The sequence below is a fragment of the Streptomyces griseocarneus genome (assembly GCF_014655595.1).
GTDB classification, from domain to species: Bacteria; Actinomycetota; Actinomycetes; order Streptomycetales; family Streptomycetaceae; genus Streptomyces; species Streptomyces griseocarneus.
In genome coordinates, this window is record NZ_BNBL01000015.1 from 123306 (window position 1) to 142076 (window position 18771).

Genomic DNA, 18771 nt, shown 5'->3' on the forward strand with positions numbered 1-18771 from the left:
GCCTATCCCCTCCTGGCGTGCTTCTTGTGGACGGCCTGTCGGCTGACGCCCAGGGCGCCGCCGATCTCCTCCCAGGACCAGCCCAGTTGCCGCGCCCGGCCGACCTGCAGGGCCTCCAGGTGCTCGACCAGCCGCCGCAGCGCGGCGACAGCCCGTAGTCCCACGCGGGGATCCGCGTGCAGGGCAGCCTCGGCGGTGCCGGCCGCCTCTTTCGCTTCCGCATCCGTTCCGGCCATGCTGTCAATGATGGTTGACACGCCGGGCTGCTGTCAACGCTCGTTGACAAGTGGTCGGGCCACTGCGCTCAGTCGCGCGTGCTGCCGTCCGGATACGGGCCGGGGCACAGCGCTCCGGGTCGCGACAAGGACAGGGACAAGGACAGGGACAGGGACAGGGGCGACGCAACGGACTTCAGGTGCGGTCCGGGCGTTCGTAGCAGTCGTAGTTGCGCTGGGCCCAGATCCTGCCGTCGCGGAATTCGAGGAAGACCGCGATGTCGGCACGCAGCACGTGACCGGCGGGGAGCGCGCCCAGCGGAACGGCGAGCGTTCCGGTCCAGGTGACCTCCAAGGCGACCTGGTCGCCGGCCGCCACCGCGTTGCGCACCTCGAACCGCTGGCGGCTGAGGATGTCGCGGCCCCGCTCCGCGGCCTGGAGCACTGCGGACAGATCGCGCCGGACACCGTCGGGGAAAAGGGCGTTGGGGTATTCCTGCTGCACCGCTTCCTCGTGGAAGAAGCGGACCAGTTCAGCGCCGACGGCTCCTTGGGCGACCGCCTGGTGGTAGCGGACGGCGGTCTCGATGTTGGGGTGTTGCGGCAAGCCCGACATGGAAAGCAGCATAGCCAGCCGGCACACGGCAGGGGCCGGGCCCTTTCGCGAGGGGCCCGGACATCGTCCGGACAGAACGGGACAGCGGCCTGACCTGCTGGGACAGGGACGGGCTGTCCGGGACACCCCGAGGCTGTTGTCCCGTTCGGCTCCCGCTCACACGATGGGTGCGCCCGGCCGGTCGACTGTCACCGTGCGCGCTCCGGGGCTCTCGTACCGGATCGGTTCATACCCGGATCTCCCGGCGGCCTGTGCCGGGAAGTCCGGCAGAGCGAGAGGAGTCAGGACATGAAGGTTTCGTCGATCGCTGCGCGGCTGGCGAGTGACGGCTTGCAACAGCACCTGTTCACAGCACCGACCGCCGCGGCCGAGACGTGCAAGCCCAGGGGCTACCACTGCATCAGCTCGGCCCAGTGCTGTAGTGGCCTGTGGTGCGACTGGCTGTTCACCTGCAACCCCGTGTGACCCGCCGGGATCCCGGAGAAACGGAAAGGAAGCGCATCGTGACACCCGTGTCGATCGCCGCACGACTGGCCAGTGACGGTCTCCAGCAGCACCTGTTCACAGCGCCCACCGCCGCCGCCGAAACGTGCAAGCCCAACGGCTACCACTGCATCAGCTCGGCCCAGTGCTGCAGCGGCTGGTGTGACTGGCTGTTCACCTGCAACCCGAAGTAGTTCGAAGTAGCCGAAGTAGTTCACGACCGCGTGCGCACGGCCGTGAGCGGAAGAGCGCCAGGACGTGTCCGTCGTGCGACGTGTGCGCTCGAGTGCGCGTCGCACGGCAGACCGTGGCCCGCCGGCCGACCCTGGCCCGCCATTCGCAGAAGAGGACACACAGGGAAAGGGAGGGGGTGCCCGCGTGTTGATAACGGCGGCGCTCTGCGCCCGTCGGTTCGTCGAATCCGTCCGGGGCGAGAACGGGCTGTACCGGATCAATGCCTGGCCGGGGGTTTCCGGCGGATCCAGGAAGCGGGTGCGGGGAATCGACTCCGCCGTCGCCCGGCTGAGGGTGGCGCAACGTCTGACGATGGGCTTCCTCGACCCGGTCGAAGACGCCCTCTTCCTCACGGCCGGACTGCGCGCGATGGGCGTCCCCGCCACCTTCCACATCGGCCGGGAGCTGACCCCGGCCACGCCGCCCGCGGGCTTCTACGCCTGGGTGGAGCACGGGGGACGCGTGGTGAGCACCTCCCTGCCAGTGCATGAGACGTACGTCGAGGCCCATCGGACGGGTGAGGACGGGTGAGGGGTGAGCGGTGGTGCGGGGCGTATGGGAGATGACCGAGGGCGGCGCACGCTGTGTGGGCCAAGAGCCTTCGGAGTTGCCGCAGGGGGTACGGATCGAGCGCTCGCCCGGCGAAGTTTTCACCCTGCGCCGGGAGTTTCCGGGCGCCCATCCCTTCTATTACCGGGTGGGGTACGGGCGGCTCGAATGGAGCGACGACCTCAGTGCCCTGGTACCGCGGGCGGCCTGGCCGCGCCTGGATCCCGGTCACCTGTTGACGCTCGTCCATGGCACCGCGCCGGCACCGGACGCCACACCGGTTCCGGAGGTCCAGCGGCTGGCCGTGGGAACCGTCGCACGGGTGGACGCCTCCGGCGTCACCGTGACACGACGCGTGCCTGAGATGCCGGCCCCGGCACCCGGTCTCGCTCAGGCCGTGGGAGACGCCCTGAGCGAACTGGGTGCCCAGTACGCCATCGCCTACAGCGGCGGGCTCTCATCTGCCTTCACCGCCGTGAGCGCACTGGAGGCAGGGCACCGGCCCGTACTGCTGCACGCGGACTTCGGCGAAGCGTTCCGGCGTGCGCCCGTGCCGAACGTGCCAGACCTGCCGGACGTGCCGGACGTGCCGGGGCTCACGACGTGCCGTGTCCCGGTGGATCCCTCGGAGCTACTGGACCACCGCTCGATCACCGGCGACGAGCCCTTCCCTCCGCTGCCGGACACCGAAGTCTCCTCACGCCTCGTGGCGCGGCTGTCGGGCGCGGCAGGCCTTCCCGTGGCCGCCGGGGCACTCCTGGAGGACCTGACGGCCATTACCCTGCCCGAGGCCGACGCCGGCGTGCGCGGCCGGCGGCTGCTGGCCTGCGAGCCCTTCCACATCACCGGCACCCTGCGCGGCCTGTCGGAAGCGCGCGAACTGATGTCCCGGGGCGCCGTCTTCGCTCCGGGACTGGGAGGCCGGGAGATCCCGGACGAACAGCCGGTGGGCATGCCCCCTCCGCCCAAACCCCTGGGTGCCGCCCTGGTCCCCGTCCTCACCGAGGCCGGCGAGGCCGCGTACGCCTCGGCACAGCTGGCCACGATGGCGCTGTGGAAGGAGCATCTGGACTTCCTCCCGACGGCTCTCGGCCGGGTGGTGGCAGGCCTGGCGGAACGCGGGGGCGGCGGCGGTGCCGTGCTGCCCGCGCTCGACCCGACGGTGATCGCGACTGTCGCCTCACTGCGCCGTGGCAGGCTGGGCCGGATCCACCGCGGCTCGTTCCGTACTCATCTTCCGCTGTACGAGGCCCTGGAACGGCACCGGATCAGCGGGGTGCGGCGCAGCGCGCCGGGCCACTGGCTGCGGGTGGCGGCCGCCGTCCATCTGCGTCGTGAACGTGAGAAGGTCATCGCCCGCATGACGTACTCGTCTCCCCTGGCCGACATGGGGCTGGTCGACCCGCGGAAGGTGACGGACATTCTGCGCGATGCCCACCGGCTCACCGATCACGCGCTGCCACTGCTGCGCGCGGTGTGGCTGGACCAGTGGCTGCGGGGCAGGTCATGACCGGCGGCCCGGTGTCCCGTCCTGCCGGCAGCCCTCTCCGGCTTGCGCCGCACGTCACGTACACCTCGCTTCCCCACGGCGGTGGCGTCCTGGTCAATGGGGTGACGCTGGAGGTGGCCGAATGCGGCGAGTACCACTCCCGGATCATCGACCGGCTGCTGGTCCGTGGGATGCCGGATCCCCAGGACATTCCCGCGGCGCGCGCTGTGTGCGAGGAACTGATCCACGGCGGATGGCTGACCGTCTCGCTCCCCGACCTGTGAGGTAGGAACCCATGTTTGCGTCATGGCCGGATGTCGCCATAGCCCTGACGGCCGGGCCGCTCGGTCTGGCCGGGGCGGCCAAGTCGCTCACGCCGGCGGGAAGGCTCGACTGGCCCTTCCGGCACGGCGTGCTCGCGGCACCCTGGGCGCCCCGCCTGATCGGTGCCGCCGAAGTGGCCGCGTGCGCGGCCGTCGTCATCACTCCCGGCCGTGCCGCGGCCGGTGTGTCACTGGCCTGCTACCTGATGCTCTCCGCGGTGGCATACACCGTACGGGGCCGGAACTGCGCCTGCTTCGGCGCGGCCCGGCTGGCCACGGTGGGCCGCGGGCACCTCGTGGCGAACGCCGTCGGCGCACTCGCCGCCGCGGCAGCCCTGGCCGCGGGACCGGGCACGGGACACTCCGGGCTACGGGCGGGCACCGCCGCCCTGGCGGCCCTGGCGACGCTGGGTGCCGTGGCGGTCCTCGACCGGCGCGGCGCGGACGGAGAGGGTGCCGGGACCCCGTGCGGGGAGCGTGTGGACGCCGTGCGGCTCTACACCACCGCGAGTTGTCCGTCCTGCCAGGCGCTGCGGCAGCTGGTGGACGCCATGGAACCGGCTCGCCGCTCCGCGGTGACCACGACCGTCCTACGGGACGGGGAACCTCTTCCCGCTCACCTGGTTGGGCTCGGCGTACCGGCAGCCGTGGGCGTGGGCGCGGCCGGCGAACCCGTGTGCGCGCCGGTGTCCGGGATCGGCGCGGTGAAGTCGCTGATCGACTCGGTCACCGTGCGAACCCCCGACCCGCTGACGGGCCGAGGACATGGACGGTGAGCGCAGCTGGCGGGACTACGCGCCCGGTCACCGTCGTTGGGCGAACGTCACCGCCCCCGCCTTCCCCTCACTCGCCGAGCACAACCCCGGGACGGTCCAGTGGCGCGGCTGCACCGTGGACCCCGGCTTGTGCGGACTCGTCACCGGCCGCCCCAGCCCCCACCGCGTGGACATCACCGCCGGCCGCGACGGCCACGCGTGGACCGTACCCGTCCATGACGTGCTGGCCACAGCCCTGGCCTGGCACCCACATCGCCCCCTGGTCGCCGGACTGACCGTACGGGACCACCGTGCCTTTCCCTGGATCGCGGACTACGAGGCCCAGACCCTCACCGTGCTCGACCGGATCCGGGTGGCCACGGCCTTCACCGGTCTGGGAGGCACCCCGCTCGCGTGGTGTGCCGACGGCCGCCTGTCCCTGCTCGTTCCCGCCTCCGGAGGCACCGGGGCAGCTGTACCGGGCACGCCGCGGCCGGTGGTCCTCGAGGCGTCCGGACCCCAAAGCGTCACCTTCGCTCCCCCAGTGGCGGAGCTCAAGGCACTGGCCGCCGCCCGTGTCGCCGTCCTCGCCGTACCGCGGGACCACTCCGCGAGCACCCCCGTGCCGCTCACCGGTCCCCTGCTGGTGCGTGGGCTGCGTGCTACGCCCGCGGGCGACGCGCTGGACATCGAGTACGCCGAGGACGACGACGCCGTACCGGCAGGAACACGCGGCGAAGCCCCTCCTCCGGAGGCACCGGCAGGGTTGCACTGGCGTACGGTCCGGGTGACGACCGGCGTGCCGGGACCGGCCCTCCCGGCAGTTCCGCCGAACCTGGCAGGCGGCCCTCGGGCCGTCACCAGCCCGGCGGCGCCGGCGCCCGAGCCGCGTTCCGTACGACTGTCGGGCGGCGCACGTCTGACGGTGACGTCCTCCCAGGGGCGTGCCTCGGCCCCGGCGGTGCTGTGGATACGTGCTTCGGACGCCGGGGAGGTGAGCGCCGGAGGAGCGATGACCGCCGGAGAGGCAGCGACCGTCGGAGGTGGTGCGGTCGCGCATCTCGACCTGCCGCTGCACTGGCCCGGTGATGCCACCGTGGAGATGCTGCATGCCCAGATCACCGTGGCCGTCCGCGACGCCATGACCGTTCTCAACGGACCGTTCGCCGGCCACCACAACGGCAAGCTGATCGTCGGCGGCCACAGTTTCGGCGCCACCCTGGCCCTCATCGCCCTGGCTCACGTCCCCGGGTTCACCGCGGCGATCGTCCACAGCGGCTGCTACAACCGCACCCTCACGCCCAACGGTTTCCAGCAGGAGGCACGCCGCTACTGGGAGGCACCCGATGTCTACCGGGCCTTCAGCGCGGTGCATTTCGCCGACCGCCTGTGCGGGCCCGTGCTGATCGCGCACGGTGTCGAGGACGCCAACCCCGCCACCCCGGCCGACCAGGCGGTGGGCCTCTACACGGCGATCGTCGCAGCCGGCGGCCGGGCCCGCCTGGTCCTGCTGCCCCACGAGGGCCACACCGTTCAGTACCGCGAGAGCCAGCAGCATCTCGCCACGGAACACCGTGCATGGCTCGCCCGCTGGGCCACCGACGCGAAGAGGTGGTGAGTCGTGCCGGAGGGGACTCGAGAGGGGACATCGACGGCCCCGGTGCGCATCCGCGACCTGATCGGATCCGCCGCCTTCGCGATACGACTGGTGTGGCAGGCCGACCGCCGAGGGCTCACCCAAGTGGTACTGGCCCAACTGCTCACCACGGCCGGGCTCGCCGGAGCCATGCTGTTGCTCCGCGATGTGGTCTCCGGTGTGCCCCTTGTCGGAGGCGGTCACTCTGCGGCAGGGGCCGGCAGGATGATTCCCGCGATGACGGCCCTGATCGTCGTCGGCGCGATCGGTGGCACGGTGCAGATCTTCACCGCCGCACGGCAGCGGACCCTGGCGGCGTACGTCGACCGGCACGTCATCGCCCTGGTGCTGCGAGCGGCGGCCCGGGCCGAGTTGCCGCAATTCGAGGAACCGGGCTTCCACGACCGTCTGCAGCGAGCGGTGTTCGCCTCGCGCAGCCAGCCCGCCATGGTGGTCAGCACCATGGCGGCACTCCTCCAGGCGGCCCTGACCGCCGCCGCGGTCACCGCCGTCTTCGCCCTCATGGCATGGTGGCTGCTGCCCTTCGCGGTCCTCTGTTCCCTCCCGGCCCTGCGGGCCGCCCGCAACGAACGCAACGCCCGCTACGGCCTGCACCACGATCTGGCCGAGAACCGCCGCGTCCGCGACTACCTCGAGCACCTGCTGACCGGACGGGACGAGGCCAAGGAGATCCGCGCGCTGGACCTGGGCCCGCTGCTGCACTCCCGGTGGGACGAGGCGTACCGGCAGGAGATCCACGGCACCGCGACCCTGATCGGCACCCACATGCGGCGCAGGATCACGGCCCGGCTGGCCGGAGACGCCGGGACCGGGATCGTCATCTTCTGCGTCTGGTGGCTGGTGCAGGCCCACCGGATGGGCCTGTCCACCGCGGTGGCCGGCCTCATGGGGCTCTGGCTGCTGTCCAACCGGGTCCAGGCGGTGGGCGGCATGCTCAACAACGTCGGCGAATCCATCCTGTACCTGCGGGACCTGCGCCTCTTCGCCGCCCTCGGCGCAGTGCACCCGACGGCCCGGCACACGAGCGACCCGCTCCCCTTCGGGGGCCTGCGTGCCGAGCACATCGGATTCAGCTATCCCGGATCCGCCACACCCGCCCTCCGCGACGTGAGCATCACGCTCGACAAGGGTGAGGTCGTCGCGCTCGTCGGCAGCAACGGTTCCGGGAAGACCACCCTGTCCAAGATCCTCGCAGGGCTGTACCGGCCCGACACCGGCGTCCTCCTCCAGGGAGATTCGCCGGTGGACGATCTGGATCCGCTCCGCCGTCAGACCACGGTGGTCTTCCAGGACTTCACGCGCTACAAACTCCGCGCCGTCGACAACATCACCTTCGGCCGCCCCGAGGAATCCCCCGACCGCCAACGAGCCGTGTACGCCGCCCACCACGCCGGTGCCGCCGACTTCCTCGAGCACCTGCCCGCCGACTACGACACCCTCCTCGGCAAAGAGTTCACCGGCGGCGTCGACCTCTCCGGCGGCCAGTGGCAGCGCCTGGCGCTGGCGCGCGCCTTCTACCGCGACTCCCCCTTCGTCATCCTCGACGAACCCACCGCGGCGCTGGACCCCCAGGCCGAAGCCGACCTGTTCGCCCACATCCGCGACCTTTTCGCCGGCCGCACGGTCCTCCTCATCTCGCACCGGTTCTCCAGCGTCCGCCACGCGGACCGGATCTACGTACTGGAGGACGGCCGGGTGAGCGAAGAGGGAACCCACGAATCCCTGATGCGCCGCGACGGCACCTACGCCCACTTCTTCCGCCTCCAGGCCTCGGCCTTCCAGAGCCTGGAGGGAGGCGGGTGAGGGGGCGCGACGAAGGCCGTGCAGGTGAATCTGCTGCCTGATGCAGAAGGGGGGCTGCTACCTCCGCGGGGACGGGTTCGGGGCCTCCCAGGCGGGCCCGACGGACAGGTAGGTGGTGCGGAGGAGGGGGTCGCCGGCCCGGAGCTTCTGTGTCCCCCACGACAGGCCGTCGTTCCGCGCCGTGGTCACCATCTCCAGCGCGTGGAACGTCCCGGTGTCGATGATCAGTCGCAGGCGCCAGGTGTCGGCGTCCAGGTCGACGGCCGTGCCGGGGCGACCGGTGCTGTCCTTGACCTGCTCGGTCACCCGTGCCCCGGGAATCCCGGTGAGGACCTTGAACAGGGCGGCCCGCAGCCGCGGTTCGGCGGGTGAGCGGGCGAGCAGGTCCTCGATGCCGCTGAAGAGCCCCTCCTCGGCCGACTCCCCGGTGGCCTTCCCGAGGAGCCGGGCGCGCAGCGCGTCCGGGTCGGTGGGCAGCTTCTCGAGCTCGTCCCACATGATCGGATTGCGGCCGATCCAGAAGGCCGTCCCCGCCATCCCCGCCTCGGAGTACTCCCGGACCGGACCGTCACCGAACTGCCCGCGTTTGTCGTTCCGGCTCAGCCAGACGGTCTCGTACGACTCGTCCCGCCGGTCCTTCTCGCTGCTCCGGTTCCACTGGAAGGTCCGCACCTTCCAGTACGGTGCCGTCCCCGTCCGCTCCTGTACCGCCGTCCGCTCCGCCGCCGGGGAGCTGCCGTGCCCGTTCCCGGAATCCGACCAGGGCTGGAGCGCGACACCCAGCGCGACCGCCACGACCGCCGCCGCCGAGACGAGCACGGGAAGGCGCCGCCGCCACGTCCGCACCGGGACGACCTCGGCCAGCGGCTCCCGTTCGAGCTCGAGGGCCGGCCCTTCCCCGTCCGCCTGGCCGGCCGCCGCCGACCGCACCGCGGCCAGCGCCGCGGCGACGACGTCCGCCGAGGGCGGCGCGACCTTGCCCGCGGCCCTCAACCGCCCGGCACCGGGGAAGTCGAGGAGGTCCCTGTCGTCCGTGTTCCTGTCCTGTCCGGTCATGCGAGGTCTCCTGTCAGGGAAAGCGGGGCGGAGGGGCCGAGCGCCGCACGCAGGCGGGTGCGCGCCCGGTGCAGACGGGACCTGGCCGTGCCCGCGGGAACGCCGACGACGGCCGCGGCCTCGGTGGGGCTGAGCTGCTCCCACGCGATCAGGAGCAGCAGCTCCCGCTCCACGGCCGGCAGCTCGGCCAGGGTCCGGCGCATCAGCGGCGCGACCGCCGCCGCGTCCAGCCTGCGGTCGACGGCGTGCCACGGGTCGCTGCTCGCCTCGCCGGCGAGCGCGGCGGCGGCCCCTGGCCGTTCCTGTCCGCGCCAGTGCGCGGCCAGCACATTGCGGGCCACACCGAAGAGCCACGCCCGGACCGGCCCACGGGCCGCGTCATAGGTGCCGCGCCCCGCGTAGGCCCGCAGCCACGCCTCGGCCAGCAGATCGTCCGCCGCACCGGGCGCCCGGCGCGCGAAGTAGCCGTGCAACGCCCTCGAATGGCGCTCCACGAGCGGTTCGAAGGCCGACGCGTCGGTTCCCGAGCGCGCCAGCAGTTCCTCGTCCGTTGCCACGGACCTCCCCTTCCCCGGGCCACGCCTTCCGCGGCCCCCTCCCCTTCTTGTCTCCGCCCCGCAAAAGCGTTCGCGCCTCTGGAGCGGGCCCGGGCGGCCGCGCCCGGATCACCGGCAGTCGTCAAGGTCGTCCTCGTCCTTCGCCTCGCATCGGCATGAGGCCGAAACGATTCAGTAGCATCGGGCGATGATTCGTCCCCGGCTGATCGCCACCGATCTCGACGGCACTCTCCTGCGCAACGACGGCACCCTCTCCGAACGCACACTGCACGCCCTGCGTACCGCCACCGATGCCGGCGCGGAGGTTGTCTTCGTCACCGCCCGACCGCCCCGGTTCGTCGACGCGCTCGCCACCGCGGCCGGCCTCGTCGGGACAGCGGTGTGCAGCAACGGTGCACTCGTCTATGACGTCGAGACGCGCACCGTCATCGAGTCCCGCGCCCTGCCTGTTCGCGCCGCCCGCAAGGTGGCCGTCGCACTGTCGGATGCCATACCGGGGGTGGGCTTTGCCGTGGAGACGGGCCATCAGGTCTTTTACGAGCCCGGCTACGGACTGCGTCTTCCCGAGGACTCCGAAGCAGAATCGGCCGTGCCGTCGCTGGTGGATCTGTGGACGATGGACGTTCCCATCGTGAAACTGCTCGCCTGGTCGGCGCGGCTCGACACGGACCTGTTGCTCGCCGTTGCGGAAGAATCAGCTGGCAGTGAGGCGCAGTTCACCCACTCCGGCGGTCGCGGCCTGCTGGAGATCAGTGCGCCAGGCGTCACCAAGGCCGGCACTCTCTCGGCGCTCTGCGCCGAGCGCGGCATCGCCGCCGCCGAGGTCATCGCCTTCGGCGACATGCCCAACGACCTGACCGTCCTGAAGTGGGCGGGCACTGCCTACGCCATGGGCAATGCCCACCCAGCCGTACTCTCCGCAGTGAAGCGGCACACGGCATCCAATGAGGAGGACGGCGTGGCCGACGTCCTCGAGCAGATCTTCAACCGCGCCTGAACCCTGCCCCACAAGCGCGAGCCCGCCGGCGTATGACCGCGGCGCCTGCCCGGGAGCCTGGTCACCTGGCAGCAGTTACGCGAGGTGGGGCTGAGTCCAGGTGGCCACGGCCATCTGCTGGCGTCGGCTCAAGAGCCACCGCCTGTATGACGCCGGCGCGACAGCGGCTGGCTAGAGCGAGACCTTCCGTTCATCGGCTTTGAGACCACGAAGCGTCCACAGTCCGTAGAGGGCCAGCAGCGGTTTGAGAACTGCCCACTCGCCGGGGCGATAGTCATCCGCGGCCACGAGTCGCTCAGCAAGATCAGGGCGCTGCCGGCGCAAGTACGCGCGGGCCTTGAGCGCGTGAGCCGGCTGGGAGGCGATCTTGATGCGGTCGACGCCTTCGAGCAATGGGATCACGTTCGTCACGTTCTCCCACGTCGTCCTGCTCTGGTCCTCGATGAGCACGTGGCCATCGAACTTGAGCACAGACTTCGCGTAGTCGGCCATCAGCTGGGCCTCAGCCGGACCGCTGCCGGTTGCACCGCCACTGAAGATCACCCGGGTGTCGCGCGCTTTGCCGGAGGCAATGGATCGAAGCCCAGCACGGACTCGCCACCGGTTGATGGTGTTGATCGCCGCGTGCGGATTGCGGTAGCCCAGCACAACCACCGCCTCGGAAGCTCCGACACTGTTCCCGACGAGCGTTCGAGACCAACGCCGGTTCAAACACTCGCCCCAGACCAGGGCAGCGGCCCCACCGCCCATTACCCATCCCCACGCTGATCGCATACAACAAGCCTAGGACGCCTCGGCACCGAGAGGCGGCGTGCTCGACGAGGTACCCGCGGTAGCCGCCGACCCAGACCTTGCGGATTGCGGGGTGGTCCGCAGCCACGCGGTCGATGAGCCGAGTGCCGGCGACAGGGTCCTGGACAGAGTGCGGAACATCCGCCGGCGAGCACGGGCCACGTCCCAGAGGAGAACCGGGCCTTGGACAGTTGTGGCTCGCAACGTGCCTGGGTGCCTATGGCCGTGCGAGGCGGGCGAGGTCGGTGGGGGTCAGGCGCAGACGGCCTGCGGCCACGTTCTCCTCCAACTCGGCCACGGTCCGGGCGCCCAGGAGGACCGCGTCCGAGGGGTACCGGGCGAGGAGCCAGGCCAGGGCAGTCTGGGCCCGGGTCGCTGCGTGCCGGGTGGCCACCGCGTCGAGCGCCCGCAGCTGTTCCTCGTCGGCTGTGCGGAGCATCTCATCGGCGGATTCGTAACGCGCTACGAACACCACGCCGCGCTCCCGGCAGGCGGCCCGGAGATCGTCGTCCTGCGGGCGGAAGAGGTCGAAGTCGGCCTGCACCGCGGCGATCGGGGTTATCCCACAGGCCAGGGACACTCCCTCGGGCCAGCATTCATTGAGACCGATGTGCCGGATGAGCCCGCGCTCACGCAGGTCGGCGAGGACCTCCAGCCCCTGCGGGAGCGGAACACCGTCGTTGTCGCTCGTGACGCCGCCGAACAGCAGCACCAGGTCCAGCTGCTCTCTGCCCAGCTCGGACAGATCATTGTCGACATTCCCGGCCAGCGCCCGGGCCTCGCGGTAGGCGTACGGCGACCGCCACCCGTCCTCCTCGACGCCTGCCGTGGTGGCGACTACGAGGTCGGCCGGGCAGGGTTGAATCGCTTCTCGGATCAGTCCGTTGGCCACGCGGGGGCGGTATCGCTCACCGGAGTCAATGTGGGTGATGCCAAGCTCCACCGCGCGCCGCAGCACAGCCAGAGACGCCAGGCGGTCCTTGGGATGTCCGAAACCGTGAGGCCCGAGCAGCCGATTCGTACCGAGGCCGATCCGGCTCACCTCGAGCCCAGGAGCGAGCAGAACGGATCCACCCGGCGCGGCACGATTCTCACTCATGGCAGTCTCCCTCGTTCATCAAGACGGCCCCATCCTCTCGCGTGCCGAGCCCACGTCCTGCGATCGATCCTGCTGAAGGCAGCACGGAAGATGGGCAGCAGGTCATCGGGCATGCGATAGCCGATGGCGTGCTGCCACGAGGAGTTGTCGGGGTCGTAGAGCGGGGCGATTTGGTCAGACCTGGGCGGGAGCCCATGAGCATGGTGCAGAGCCAGCGCCCCCCGGGGGCGGCGGCCAGCGCGAGGACCTGGGCGCGGGCGCGATCGACGGGCGGGCTGAGCGGGCTGGGGTCGGCCACCAGCTCGGCGCGCTTCCGGGCTGTTTCCGCCTCGTCGTCCGCTTTCTCGTCCGGCTCGGAGGTGCTCGGAGGTGCTCGGAGGTGCTCGGAGCGTAGATGTCCCGGTCCATCGCTCTGGCGTGAATGCGGGCTACGACTTACGGGCTGACGGCGAGGACGATGTAGGCGGCCAGCAAGGAAAGGTGTACGCCGCTCTGGAGGAGGGTCGCACGGCCCGGCACCACGGTGAGCGTGCCGACGGTGACCGTGAGGGCGAGAAGGACCGTGTGAGTGGCCCCGAGGCCCAGGACCAGTGGCCCCTCCAGCCACAGGGACGCGACGGCGACCGCGGGAATGGTCAGGCCGATGCTGGCCATGGCCGAGCCGAGGGCCAGGTTGAGGCTGGTCTGGATCCGGTCGCGCCGAGCCGCCCGCACGGCGGCGATGGTCTCGGGCAGCAGGACCAGCAGGGCGATCACGACCCCCACCACCGACTGGGGCAGACCGGCACCGGCCACACCGCGCTCGATGGTGGGCGACGTGACCTTCGCGAGCCCGACGACCGCGACCAGGGCCAGTCCCAGCAGCGCGAGACTGGCGCGCGCGGCGCGTGCCGTGGGCGGCTCGACATGATCCTCGACGTCGACGACCTCGCCGGTGCTGGTCAGGGGCAGGAAGTAGCTGCGGTGCCGCACGGTCTGGGTCGCCACGAACAGCCCGTAGAGCACCAGCGCGGCCAGCGCGGCGAACACCAGCTGAGCTGAGGAGAACTGCGGCCCCGGCGTGCTGGTGGTGAAGGTGGGCAGGACCAGGCTCAGCCCCGCCAGCGTCGCCACCGTCGCCAGCGCCGCACCGGTGCCCTCGGCGTTGAACACGGCGACACGCCGCTTGAGCGTGCCCACCAGCAGGGACAGCCCCACGATCCCGTTGCATGTGATCATCAGGGCGGCGAAGACGGTGTCGCGCGCCAGCGTGGCACCCTTGCCGCCGCTGTCGGCCATGAGGGTGACGATCAGGGCGACCTCGATGACGGTCACCGCGAGTGCCAGGACCAGGGAGCCGAACGGTTCGCCCACCCGGTGCGCGATCACCTCCGCGTGGTGCACAGCCGCCAGCACCGCCCCCGCCAGGCAGCAGCCCACCAGCGCCATCACCCCGGCCGGCGGCTCACGCCCCCAGGTCGCGGCCAGGACGCCGACCGCCACCACCGGCACCAGTACGTACCACCGCGCTGCCGACCACCGCACACCGACCTCCATGAGCACGAGTCTGCGCCGCCACCCGCCCCGACGCACCAAGAGCGCGCACAAGCCGTCACCTTGCGTCAGCGAACCCGGCCCGGGCTGTGAGGCCCCTCATGGGGCCTGCGTCACATACGAAGCAGGGCCGTGGTGCCGAAGGTCCCGAATAGGGCATTCCGGCACGTTCGGGTGGGTGTTTTACGAGGTTTAGTCGTAGGTCACACCCTTTGTCAGGCGGTTTTCGGGCCGCTAACAATTGCGGAGTCGCACGGCGCCGTCGACCGAGAAACGGCGCTTCTTCTTTGCGCCAACGACGGCCACTGCGACGTAAGCGATCGGAAGGGTTTCAGTTCCTCATGCGTTCCACCGTCTCCGGCTATACCGCTCTGTCCAAGGCCCACAAGTTCTCCGCCGCTGGTCTCGTGACCGCTGCTGGTGCCGCTGCGCTGACGTTCGCGCTGGTCCCGCAGGCCTCGGCCGCCGACGCTCACAGCGCGGGTGTGAAGCCGGTGGCGCTGAGCGCTCAGGAGTTCGGTGTGACGCAGGACGGCGAGCTGGCCAAGGCCGCCGACGACGCCGCCGTGAAGGCGGGCGTGGACGCGAAGGCCGCGGTGAAGGCGAAGGCGGACGCCGAGGCGAAGGCCAAGGCCGACCGTGAGCGCGCCAGCCGTTCCACCGAGCGCAAGGCCCTCAAGCCCGCCGCCAAGCCCGCCCCGGCCAAGCCGGCCGCCAAGCCGGCCGCTCCGGTGAAGAAGGCCTATGCGGACAACCTGGACGGCTGGATCAGCGAGTCGCTGGACGTCCTGCGTGCCAAGGGCATCCCGGCTTCGTACGAGGGCATCAAGCGCAACATCATGCGTGAGTCCACCGGTAACCCGCGTGCGATCAACGACTGGGACGTCAATGCCGTGAACGGTGTGCCGTCGAAGGGTCTGCTGCAGATCATCGACCCCACCTTCAAGGCGTATCACGTCGAGGGCACGTCCTGGGACATCTACGACCCGGTCGCCAACATCACCGCTTCCTGCAACTACGCGGCCGACAAGTACGGCTCGATGGACAACGTCAACTCCGCGTACTGATCCGGACGCGACCCGCACAGAACGCGCCAGGGGCGCAGCACCCGCACGGGAGCTGCGCCCCTCGCGCATGCCGACTCCCACGTACCAGCTCCCACGTACCGGCACACGTGCCGGTACGCGCGCGGCGGTGGGATGCTGGGAACAACGGGAGGAGCACACGGTGACCGAGCGCAAACCTCACGGAGTTGATTTCGAGTCCTGGGTCGACAAGCAGATCCGCGAGGCACAGCAGCGAGGCGAGTTCAGTGATCTACCGGGCTTCGGCAAGCCGCTGGCCGGGGTGAGCCGCCCCTACGACGAGGACTGGTGGATCAAGGAGAAGATGCGGCGCGAGCACGTCTCGTTCCTCCCGCCGGCGCTCGCCCTGCGCAAGGCGGCCGAGGATGCCCTCGCCGAAGCTCTCGAGGCCCGCTCGGAATCCGAGGCGCGCCGCGTCATCGAGGACATCAACAAGGAGATCGGCGCGGCCCTGAAGATGCCGCCGCCCGGCCCGCCGCTCCTCCTGGGCCTCTTCGACGTCGAGGAGGTCGTCGCGACGTGGCGGCAGAACCGCCGGCGCGACGGAGGCAGAGACGGAGGCAACACCGGCCCAGGAGTCGATCTCGGACCCGGCCCCGCCGGGCGGTGATGCGACTCCTGTCGGAGCCCGGCTCTGGCGGGCTCCTGAGACGGCCAGGCAGCCGTCGTTCTGGAGCCGGCGCAAGATATTTCCACTGCTGCCCTCCACGGCGCAATTTTCCACCACGCCTCTTGGGCTACCCCGCTCTTTTTGGCGATCCAATTGCGCGCGATTCGTCCTATCGTTCCCCTGCCCGGTCGTCACGCCCCCGTCGACGGCCGTACTGATCTCGAGATGGGCGGGCACACGTGGGACAGGTCGTCGTCATCAGCACCGGCGGTACGATCGCCAGCCGCTGGCAGGGTTCCGGCTTCGCAGCCGACGCGCGGGGCGGGGACGTCCTGGCCACGGCCGCCGTACCCGAGGGCGTGACGGTCCGGGTCGTCGACCTGATGAGCGTGAACAGCGCCCGCCTCACCACCGCCGACCAGCTCGCCCTGCTGCGCACCGTGCACGAGGTGCTGGCCGACCCCGCGGTCGACGGCATCGTGGTCACCCACGGCACGGACACCCTGGAGGAGTCGGCCTTCCTGCTCGACCTCCACCACGACGACCCCCGGCCGGTCGTCTTCACCGGCGCCCAGCTCCCGCTCGAGGCCGTCGACGGCGACGGCCCGCGCAACCTCCACGATGCCCTGCTCGCGGCGAGCTCGGCCGGCCTGCGCGGCCATGGCGTCCTGGTCGCCTTCGACGGCCGGATACACGCGGCCCGTGGCACGATCAAGGTGCAGACCCTGGCGGCGGACGCGTTCGCTGACCCCTCCGGCCACCCCGTCGCGGACGTCAAGGACGGCCGTGTCCTCGTCCACGGGCGGCCCGAGCGCCCGGCGCCGCTTCCCCTTCCGGCCGGCGGCGAGACCCTCCCCCGCGTCGACATGGTCATGCACCACTGCGACGCCGACCCGCTGCTGTTCGACGCCGCCGTACAGGCGGGCGCCCAGGGCATCGTCCTGGTCGCGACGGGCGCCGGCAACGCGACCCCCGAGGTCGTCGCCGCCGTCGAGGCCGCGGTCGCCCGCGGCGTGCTCGTCGCGCTGACCACCCGCGTCCCCTCCGGACCGGTCGCCGAGATCTACACCCAGGGCGGCGCCGTGGACCTCGCGGCCGCCGGAGCCGTACTGACCGGCACCCTGCGCGCCGGCCAGTCCCGGATCGCCGTGCTCAGCGCGGCGCTGGCCTCCCCCGCCGCGGACGTACGGACGCGCGTACTGCGGCAGCTCGTCGCCACCCCCGGAGCCGAGCCCACCGAGCCTGGAGCCGAGCCCGCATCCGCCCCTGCCTCCGCCCCTGCCTCCGCCTCCGCGTAGACGACTCCTCCGCGGCTCCCCCTCCCCGCCGCTCGTCTCCCTCCTCTCCCCCGCCTCACGTGATCGGATCCCCCACCATGCCCGCCCCCGCCGTCGGCCCCTTCCGCAGCGAGCACGACCTCCTCGGCGACCGCGACGTCCCGGCCTCCGCCTACTACGGCGTCCACACCCTGCGCGCCGTGGAGAACTTCCCCATCACCGGGACGCCCATCTCCGCCTACCCCGACCTCGTCTCCGCCCTCGCCTCCGTCAAGCAGGCCGCGGCCCTCGCCAACCGCGACCTCGGCCTGCTCGACGAGCGCAAGGTGGACGCGATCGTCCAGGCCTGCGAGGAGATCCGCGCCGGGCACCTGCACGACCACTTCGTCGTCGACGTCATCCAGGGCGGCGCCGGCACCTCCACCAACATGAACGCCAACGAGGTCATCGCCAACCGGGCGCTGGAGCTCCTCGGCCACGAGCGCGGCGCCTACGGGCACCTGCACCCGCTGGAGGACGTCAACGCGGGCCAGAGCACCAACGACGTCTACCCGACCGCGGTCAAGCTCGCCCTGCAGCTCGCCGCCGCCCGGCTGCTGGAGGCCATGGACGTCCTGCGCCAGGCATTCGCGGCCAAGGCGGAGGAGTTCGCGGACGTCCTGAAGATGGGCCGCACCCAGCTGCAGGACGCGGTGCCCATGACGCTGGGCCAGGAATTCGCCACGTACGCCGTCATGCTGGCCGAGGACCGCGCACGCCTGGCCGAGGCCTGCGCGCTGATCAGCGAGATCAACCTCGGCGGCACCGCCATCGGCACCGGCCTCAATGCCCACCCGCGGTACGCGGAGCTCGCCTGCCGCCACCTGGGCACCATCACGGGCATCCCCTTCACCGTCGCCGGCGACCTCGTCGAGGCCACCCAGGACATGGGCGCCTTCGTCCAGCTCTCGGGCGTGCTCAAGCGGATCGCCGTCAAGCTCTCCAAGACCTGCAACGACCTGCGCCTGCTCTCCTGCGGCCCGCGCGCCGGCCTCGCCGAGATCAACCTGCCGCCCGTACAGGCGGGCTCGAGCATCATGCCCGGCAAGGTCAACCCCGTCATCCCCGAGGTCGTCAACCAGATCGCCTTCGAGGTCATCGGCAACGACGTGACCGTCACCTTCGCCGCCGAGGCCGGCCAGCTCCAGCTCAACGCCTTCGAACCCGTCATCGCCCACAGCCTGCTCAAGAGCATCGGCCACCTGCGGGCCGGCTGCCTGACCCTCGCCGAGCGCTGCGTCAGCGGCATCACCGCCAACCGCGAGCACCTCGCGCGCCTCGTCGAGCAGTCCATCGGCCTGGCCACCGCCCTCAACCCGCACATCGGCTACGAGCAGGCCACCGCCGTCGCGCAGGAGGCGCTCACCACCGGTGCCGCGGTCCACGAGCTCGTCCTGGCCAAGGGCCTGCTCACCCAGGAGCGGCTGCGCGAGATCCTCCACCCGGACAACCTCGCCCGCCCCCACACGCGCACGGCCACGACCGCCCGCGCCTGAGACCGTTCCCGAACCACCCGAGAAGGAAGAAACACCCTTATGGCAACGGCGCCTAGCGTCTCGTACTCGATGACGGTCCGACTCGAGGTCCCCGCGGGCGGGACCG

Annotated in this window: 19 protein-coding genes and 1 pseudogene; 12 read left to right on the forward strand and 8 right to left on the reverse strand. The window is 71.2% G+C overall.

Translation table 11 applies throughout. The annotated features are described in order from the left end of the window. Window positions 1–2: 2 nt before the first annotated feature. Together IE295_RS29245 and IE295_RS29250 are read right to left on the reverse strand one after the other, a co-directional pair. On the reverse strand, window positions 3–236 hold the full coding sequence (locus IE295_RS29245; protein WP_224323442.1) for a hypothetical protein: 234 nt from the start codon (window positions 234–236) through the stop codon (window positions 3–5). Window positions 237–411: 175 nt separating this feature from the next. Beyond that, a complete protein-coding gene (locus IE295_RS29250) occupies window positions 412–831 on the reverse strand; it encodes a nuclear transport factor 2 family protein (protein ID WP_190066773.1) in 420 nt (139 codons plus the stop codon). A gap of 503 nt (window positions 832–1334) precedes the next feature. On the opposite strand from IE295_RS29250, the gene IE295_RS29255 reads away from it, so the two are divergent. The 7 genes from IE295_RS29255 to IE295_RS29285 all read left to right on the forward strand — a co-directional run bounded on the left by IE295_RS29255 (window position 1335) and on the right by IE295_RS29285 (window position 8124). Next, on the forward strand, window positions 1335–1508 hold the full coding sequence (locus tag IE295_RS29255) for a hypothetical protein (RefSeq protein WP_190066774.1): 174 nt from the start codon (window positions 1335–1337) through the stop codon (window positions 1506–1508). 298 nt (window positions 1509–1806) lie between these two features. After that, complete coding sequence (locus IE295_RS29260) at window positions 1807–2079, forward strand: lasso peptide biosynthesis protein (protein WP_229923017.1); 273 nt, start codon at window positions 1807–1809, stop codon at window positions 2077–2079. 76 nt (window positions 2080–2155) lie between these two features. Continuing rightward, window positions 2156–3607, forward strand: coding sequence for a hypothetical protein (locus tag IE295_RS29265; protein ID WP_190066776.1), 1452 nt, complete (start codon window positions 2156–2158; stop codon window positions 3605–3607). Next, complete coding sequence (gene adfB / locus IE295_RS29270) at window positions 3604–3870, forward strand: actinodefensin-associated protein B (protein WP_190066777.1); 267 nt, start codon at window positions 3604–3606, stop codon at window positions 3868–3870. The genes IE295_RS29265 and adfB overlap by 4 nt, the downstream gene beginning before the upstream one ends. 11 nt (window positions 3871–3881) lie before the next feature. Beyond that, window positions 3882–4685, forward strand: a complete 804-nt coding sequence (locus IE295_RS29275; protein WP_190066778.1) for a hypothetical protein — start codon at window positions 3882–3884, stop codon at window positions 4683–4685. Then, window positions 4675–6282, forward strand: a complete 1608-nt coding sequence (locus tag IE295_RS29280; RefSeq protein ID WP_190066779.1) for a prolyl oligopeptidase family serine peptidase — start codon at window positions 4675–4677, stop codon at window positions 6280–6282. Before IE295_RS29275 ends, IE295_RS29280 begins: the two co-directional genes overlap by 11 nt. Window positions 6283–6537: 255 nt before the next feature. Next, window positions 6538–8124, forward strand: coding sequence for an ABC transporter ATP-binding protein (locus tag IE295_RS29285; RefSeq protein ID WP_190066780.1), 1587 nt, complete (start codon window positions 6538–6540; stop codon window positions 8122–8124). A gap of 57 nt (window positions 8125–8181) precedes the next feature. Here the strand turns inward: IE295_RS29285 and IE295_RS29290 are convergent, their stop codons facing one another. After that, window positions 8182–9180 (reverse strand): CU044_5270 family protein, encoded by a 999-nt coding sequence (locus IE295_RS29290; RefSeq protein WP_190066781.1) that lies wholly within the window; start codon window positions 9178–9180, stop codon window positions 8182–8184. Further along, window positions 9177–9737 (reverse strand): RNA polymerase sigma factor, encoded by a 561-nt coding sequence (locus IE295_RS29295; RefSeq protein WP_190066782.1) that lies wholly within the window; start codon window positions 9735–9737, stop codon window positions 9177–9179. Before IE295_RS29295 ends, IE295_RS29290 begins: the two co-directional genes overlap by 4 nt. A 187-nt stretch (window positions 9738–9924) precedes the next feature. On the opposite strand from IE295_RS29295, the gene IE295_RS29300 reads away from it, so the two are divergent. Then, a complete protein-coding gene (locus IE295_RS29300) occupies window positions 9925–10734 on the forward strand; it encodes a Cof-type HAD-IIB family hydrolase (protein WP_190066783.1) in 810 nt (269 codons plus the stop codon). Between the two features lie 171 nt (window positions 10735–10905). On the opposite strand, the gene IE295_RS29305 is transcribed toward IE295_RS29300, so the two are convergent. The 4 genes and pseudogenes from IE295_RS29305 to IE295_RS29315 all read right to left on the reverse strand — a co-directional run bounded on the left by IE295_RS29305 (window position 10906) and on the right by IE295_RS29315 (window position 14161). Further along, the gene (locus IE295_RS29305; protein WP_308013156.1) at window positions 10906–11388 is read right to left on the reverse strand and encodes a YdcF family protein; all 483 of its coding nucleotides are present in this window, start codon (window positions 11386–11388) and stop codon (window positions 10906–10908) included. Between the two features lie 148 nt (window positions 11389–11536). Beyond that, window positions 11537–11656: pseudogene (locus IE295_RS34340) on the reverse strand (IS5 family transposase); the annotation flags it as partial. An 87-nt stretch (window positions 11657–11743) separates the two neighbouring features. Continuing rightward, on the reverse strand, window positions 11744–12625 hold the full coding sequence (locus tag IE295_RS29310; RefSeq protein WP_190066785.1) for an aldo/keto reductase: 882 nt from the start codon (window positions 12623–12625) through the stop codon (window positions 11744–11746). A gap of 435 nt (window positions 12626–13060) precedes the next feature. Continuing rightward, on the reverse strand, window positions 13061–14161 hold the full coding sequence (locus tag IE295_RS29315; protein WP_190066786.1) for a calcium:cation antiporter: 1101 nt from the start codon (window positions 14159–14161) through the stop codon (window positions 13061–13063). A gap of 338 nt (window positions 14162–14499) precedes the next feature. On the opposite strand from IE295_RS29315, the gene IE295_RS29320 reads away from it, so the two are divergent. From IE295_RS29320 to aspA, 4 genes are all read left to right on the forward strand, one after another. Further along, window positions 14500–15225 (forward strand): transglycosylase SLT domain-containing protein, encoded by a 726-nt coding sequence (locus IE295_RS29320; protein ID WP_190066787.1) that lies wholly within the window; start codon window positions 14500–14502, stop codon window positions 15223–15225. A gap of 160 nt (window positions 15226–15385) precedes the next feature. Next, window positions 15386–15853 carry a DnaJ family domain-containing protein gene (locus tag IE295_RS29325; protein ID WP_190066788.1) on the forward strand — a complete coding sequence of 156 codons (468 nt, stop codon included), beginning with the start codon at window positions 15386–15388 and terminating at the stop codon, window positions 15851–15853. 239 nt (window positions 15854–16092) lie between these two features. Continuing rightward, window positions 16093–17151 carry an asparaginase gene (locus IE295_RS29330; RefSeq protein ID WP_190066789.1) on the forward strand — a complete coding sequence of 353 codons (1059 nt, stop codon included), beginning with the start codon at window positions 16093–16095 and terminating at the stop codon, window positions 17149–17151. A 77-nt stretch (window positions 17152–17228) separates the two neighbouring features. Next, complete coding sequence (gene aspA, locus IE295_RS29335) at window positions 17229–18665, forward strand: aspartate ammonia-lyase (protein ID WP_190066790.1); 1437 nt, start codon at window positions 17229–17231, stop codon at window positions 18663–18665. Window positions 18666–18771: the final 106 nt, after the last annotated feature.

Coding starts and splice junctions, on each gene's coding strand:
- IE295_RS29310 (WP_190066785.1), bottom strand. CDS start 12,625: ATGAGTGAGAATCGTGCCGCGCCGGGTGGATCCGTTCTGCTCGCTCCT.
- IE295_RS29280 (WP_190066779.1), top strand. CDS start 4,675: ATGGACGGTGAGCGCAGCTGGCGGGACTACGCGCCCGGTCACCGTCGT.
- IE295_RS29300 (WP_190066783.1), top strand. CDS start 9,925: ATGATTCGTCCCCGGCTGATCGCCACCGATCTCGACGGCACTCTCCTG.
- adfB (WP_190066777.1), top strand. CDS start 3,604: ATGACCGGCGGCCCGGTGTCCCGTCCTGCCGGCAGCCCTCTCCGGCTT.
- IE295_RS29290 (WP_190066781.1), bottom strand. CDS start 9,180: ATGACCGGACAGGACAGGAACACGGACGACAGGGACCTCCTCGACTTC.
- IE295_RS29245 (WP_224323442.1), bottom strand. CDS start 236: ATGGCCGGAACGGATGCGGAAGCGAAAGAGGCGGCCGGCACCGCCGAG.
- IE295_RS29315 (WP_190066786.1), bottom strand. CDS start 14,161: ATGGAGGTCGGTGTGCGGTGGTCGGCAGCGCGGTGGTACGTACTGGTG.
- IE295_RS29250 (WP_190066773.1), bottom strand. CDS start 831: ATGTCGGGCTTGCCGCAACACCCCAACATCGAGACCGCCGTCCGCTAC.
- aspA (WP_190066790.1), top strand. CDS start 17,229: ATGCCCGCCCCCGCCGTCGGCCCCTTCCGCAGCGAGCACGACCTCCTC.
- IE295_RS29320 (WP_190066787.1), top strand. CDS start 14,500: ATGCGTTCCACCGTCTCCGGCTATACCGCTCTGTCCAAGGCCCACAAG.
- IE295_RS29285 (WP_190066780.1), top strand. CDS start 6,538: ATGACGGCCCTGATCGTCGTCGGCGCGATCGGTGGCACGGTGCAGATC.
- IE295_RS29275 (WP_190066778.1), top strand. CDS start 3,882: ATGTTTGCGTCATGGCCGGATGTCGCCATAGCCCTGACGGCCGGGCCG.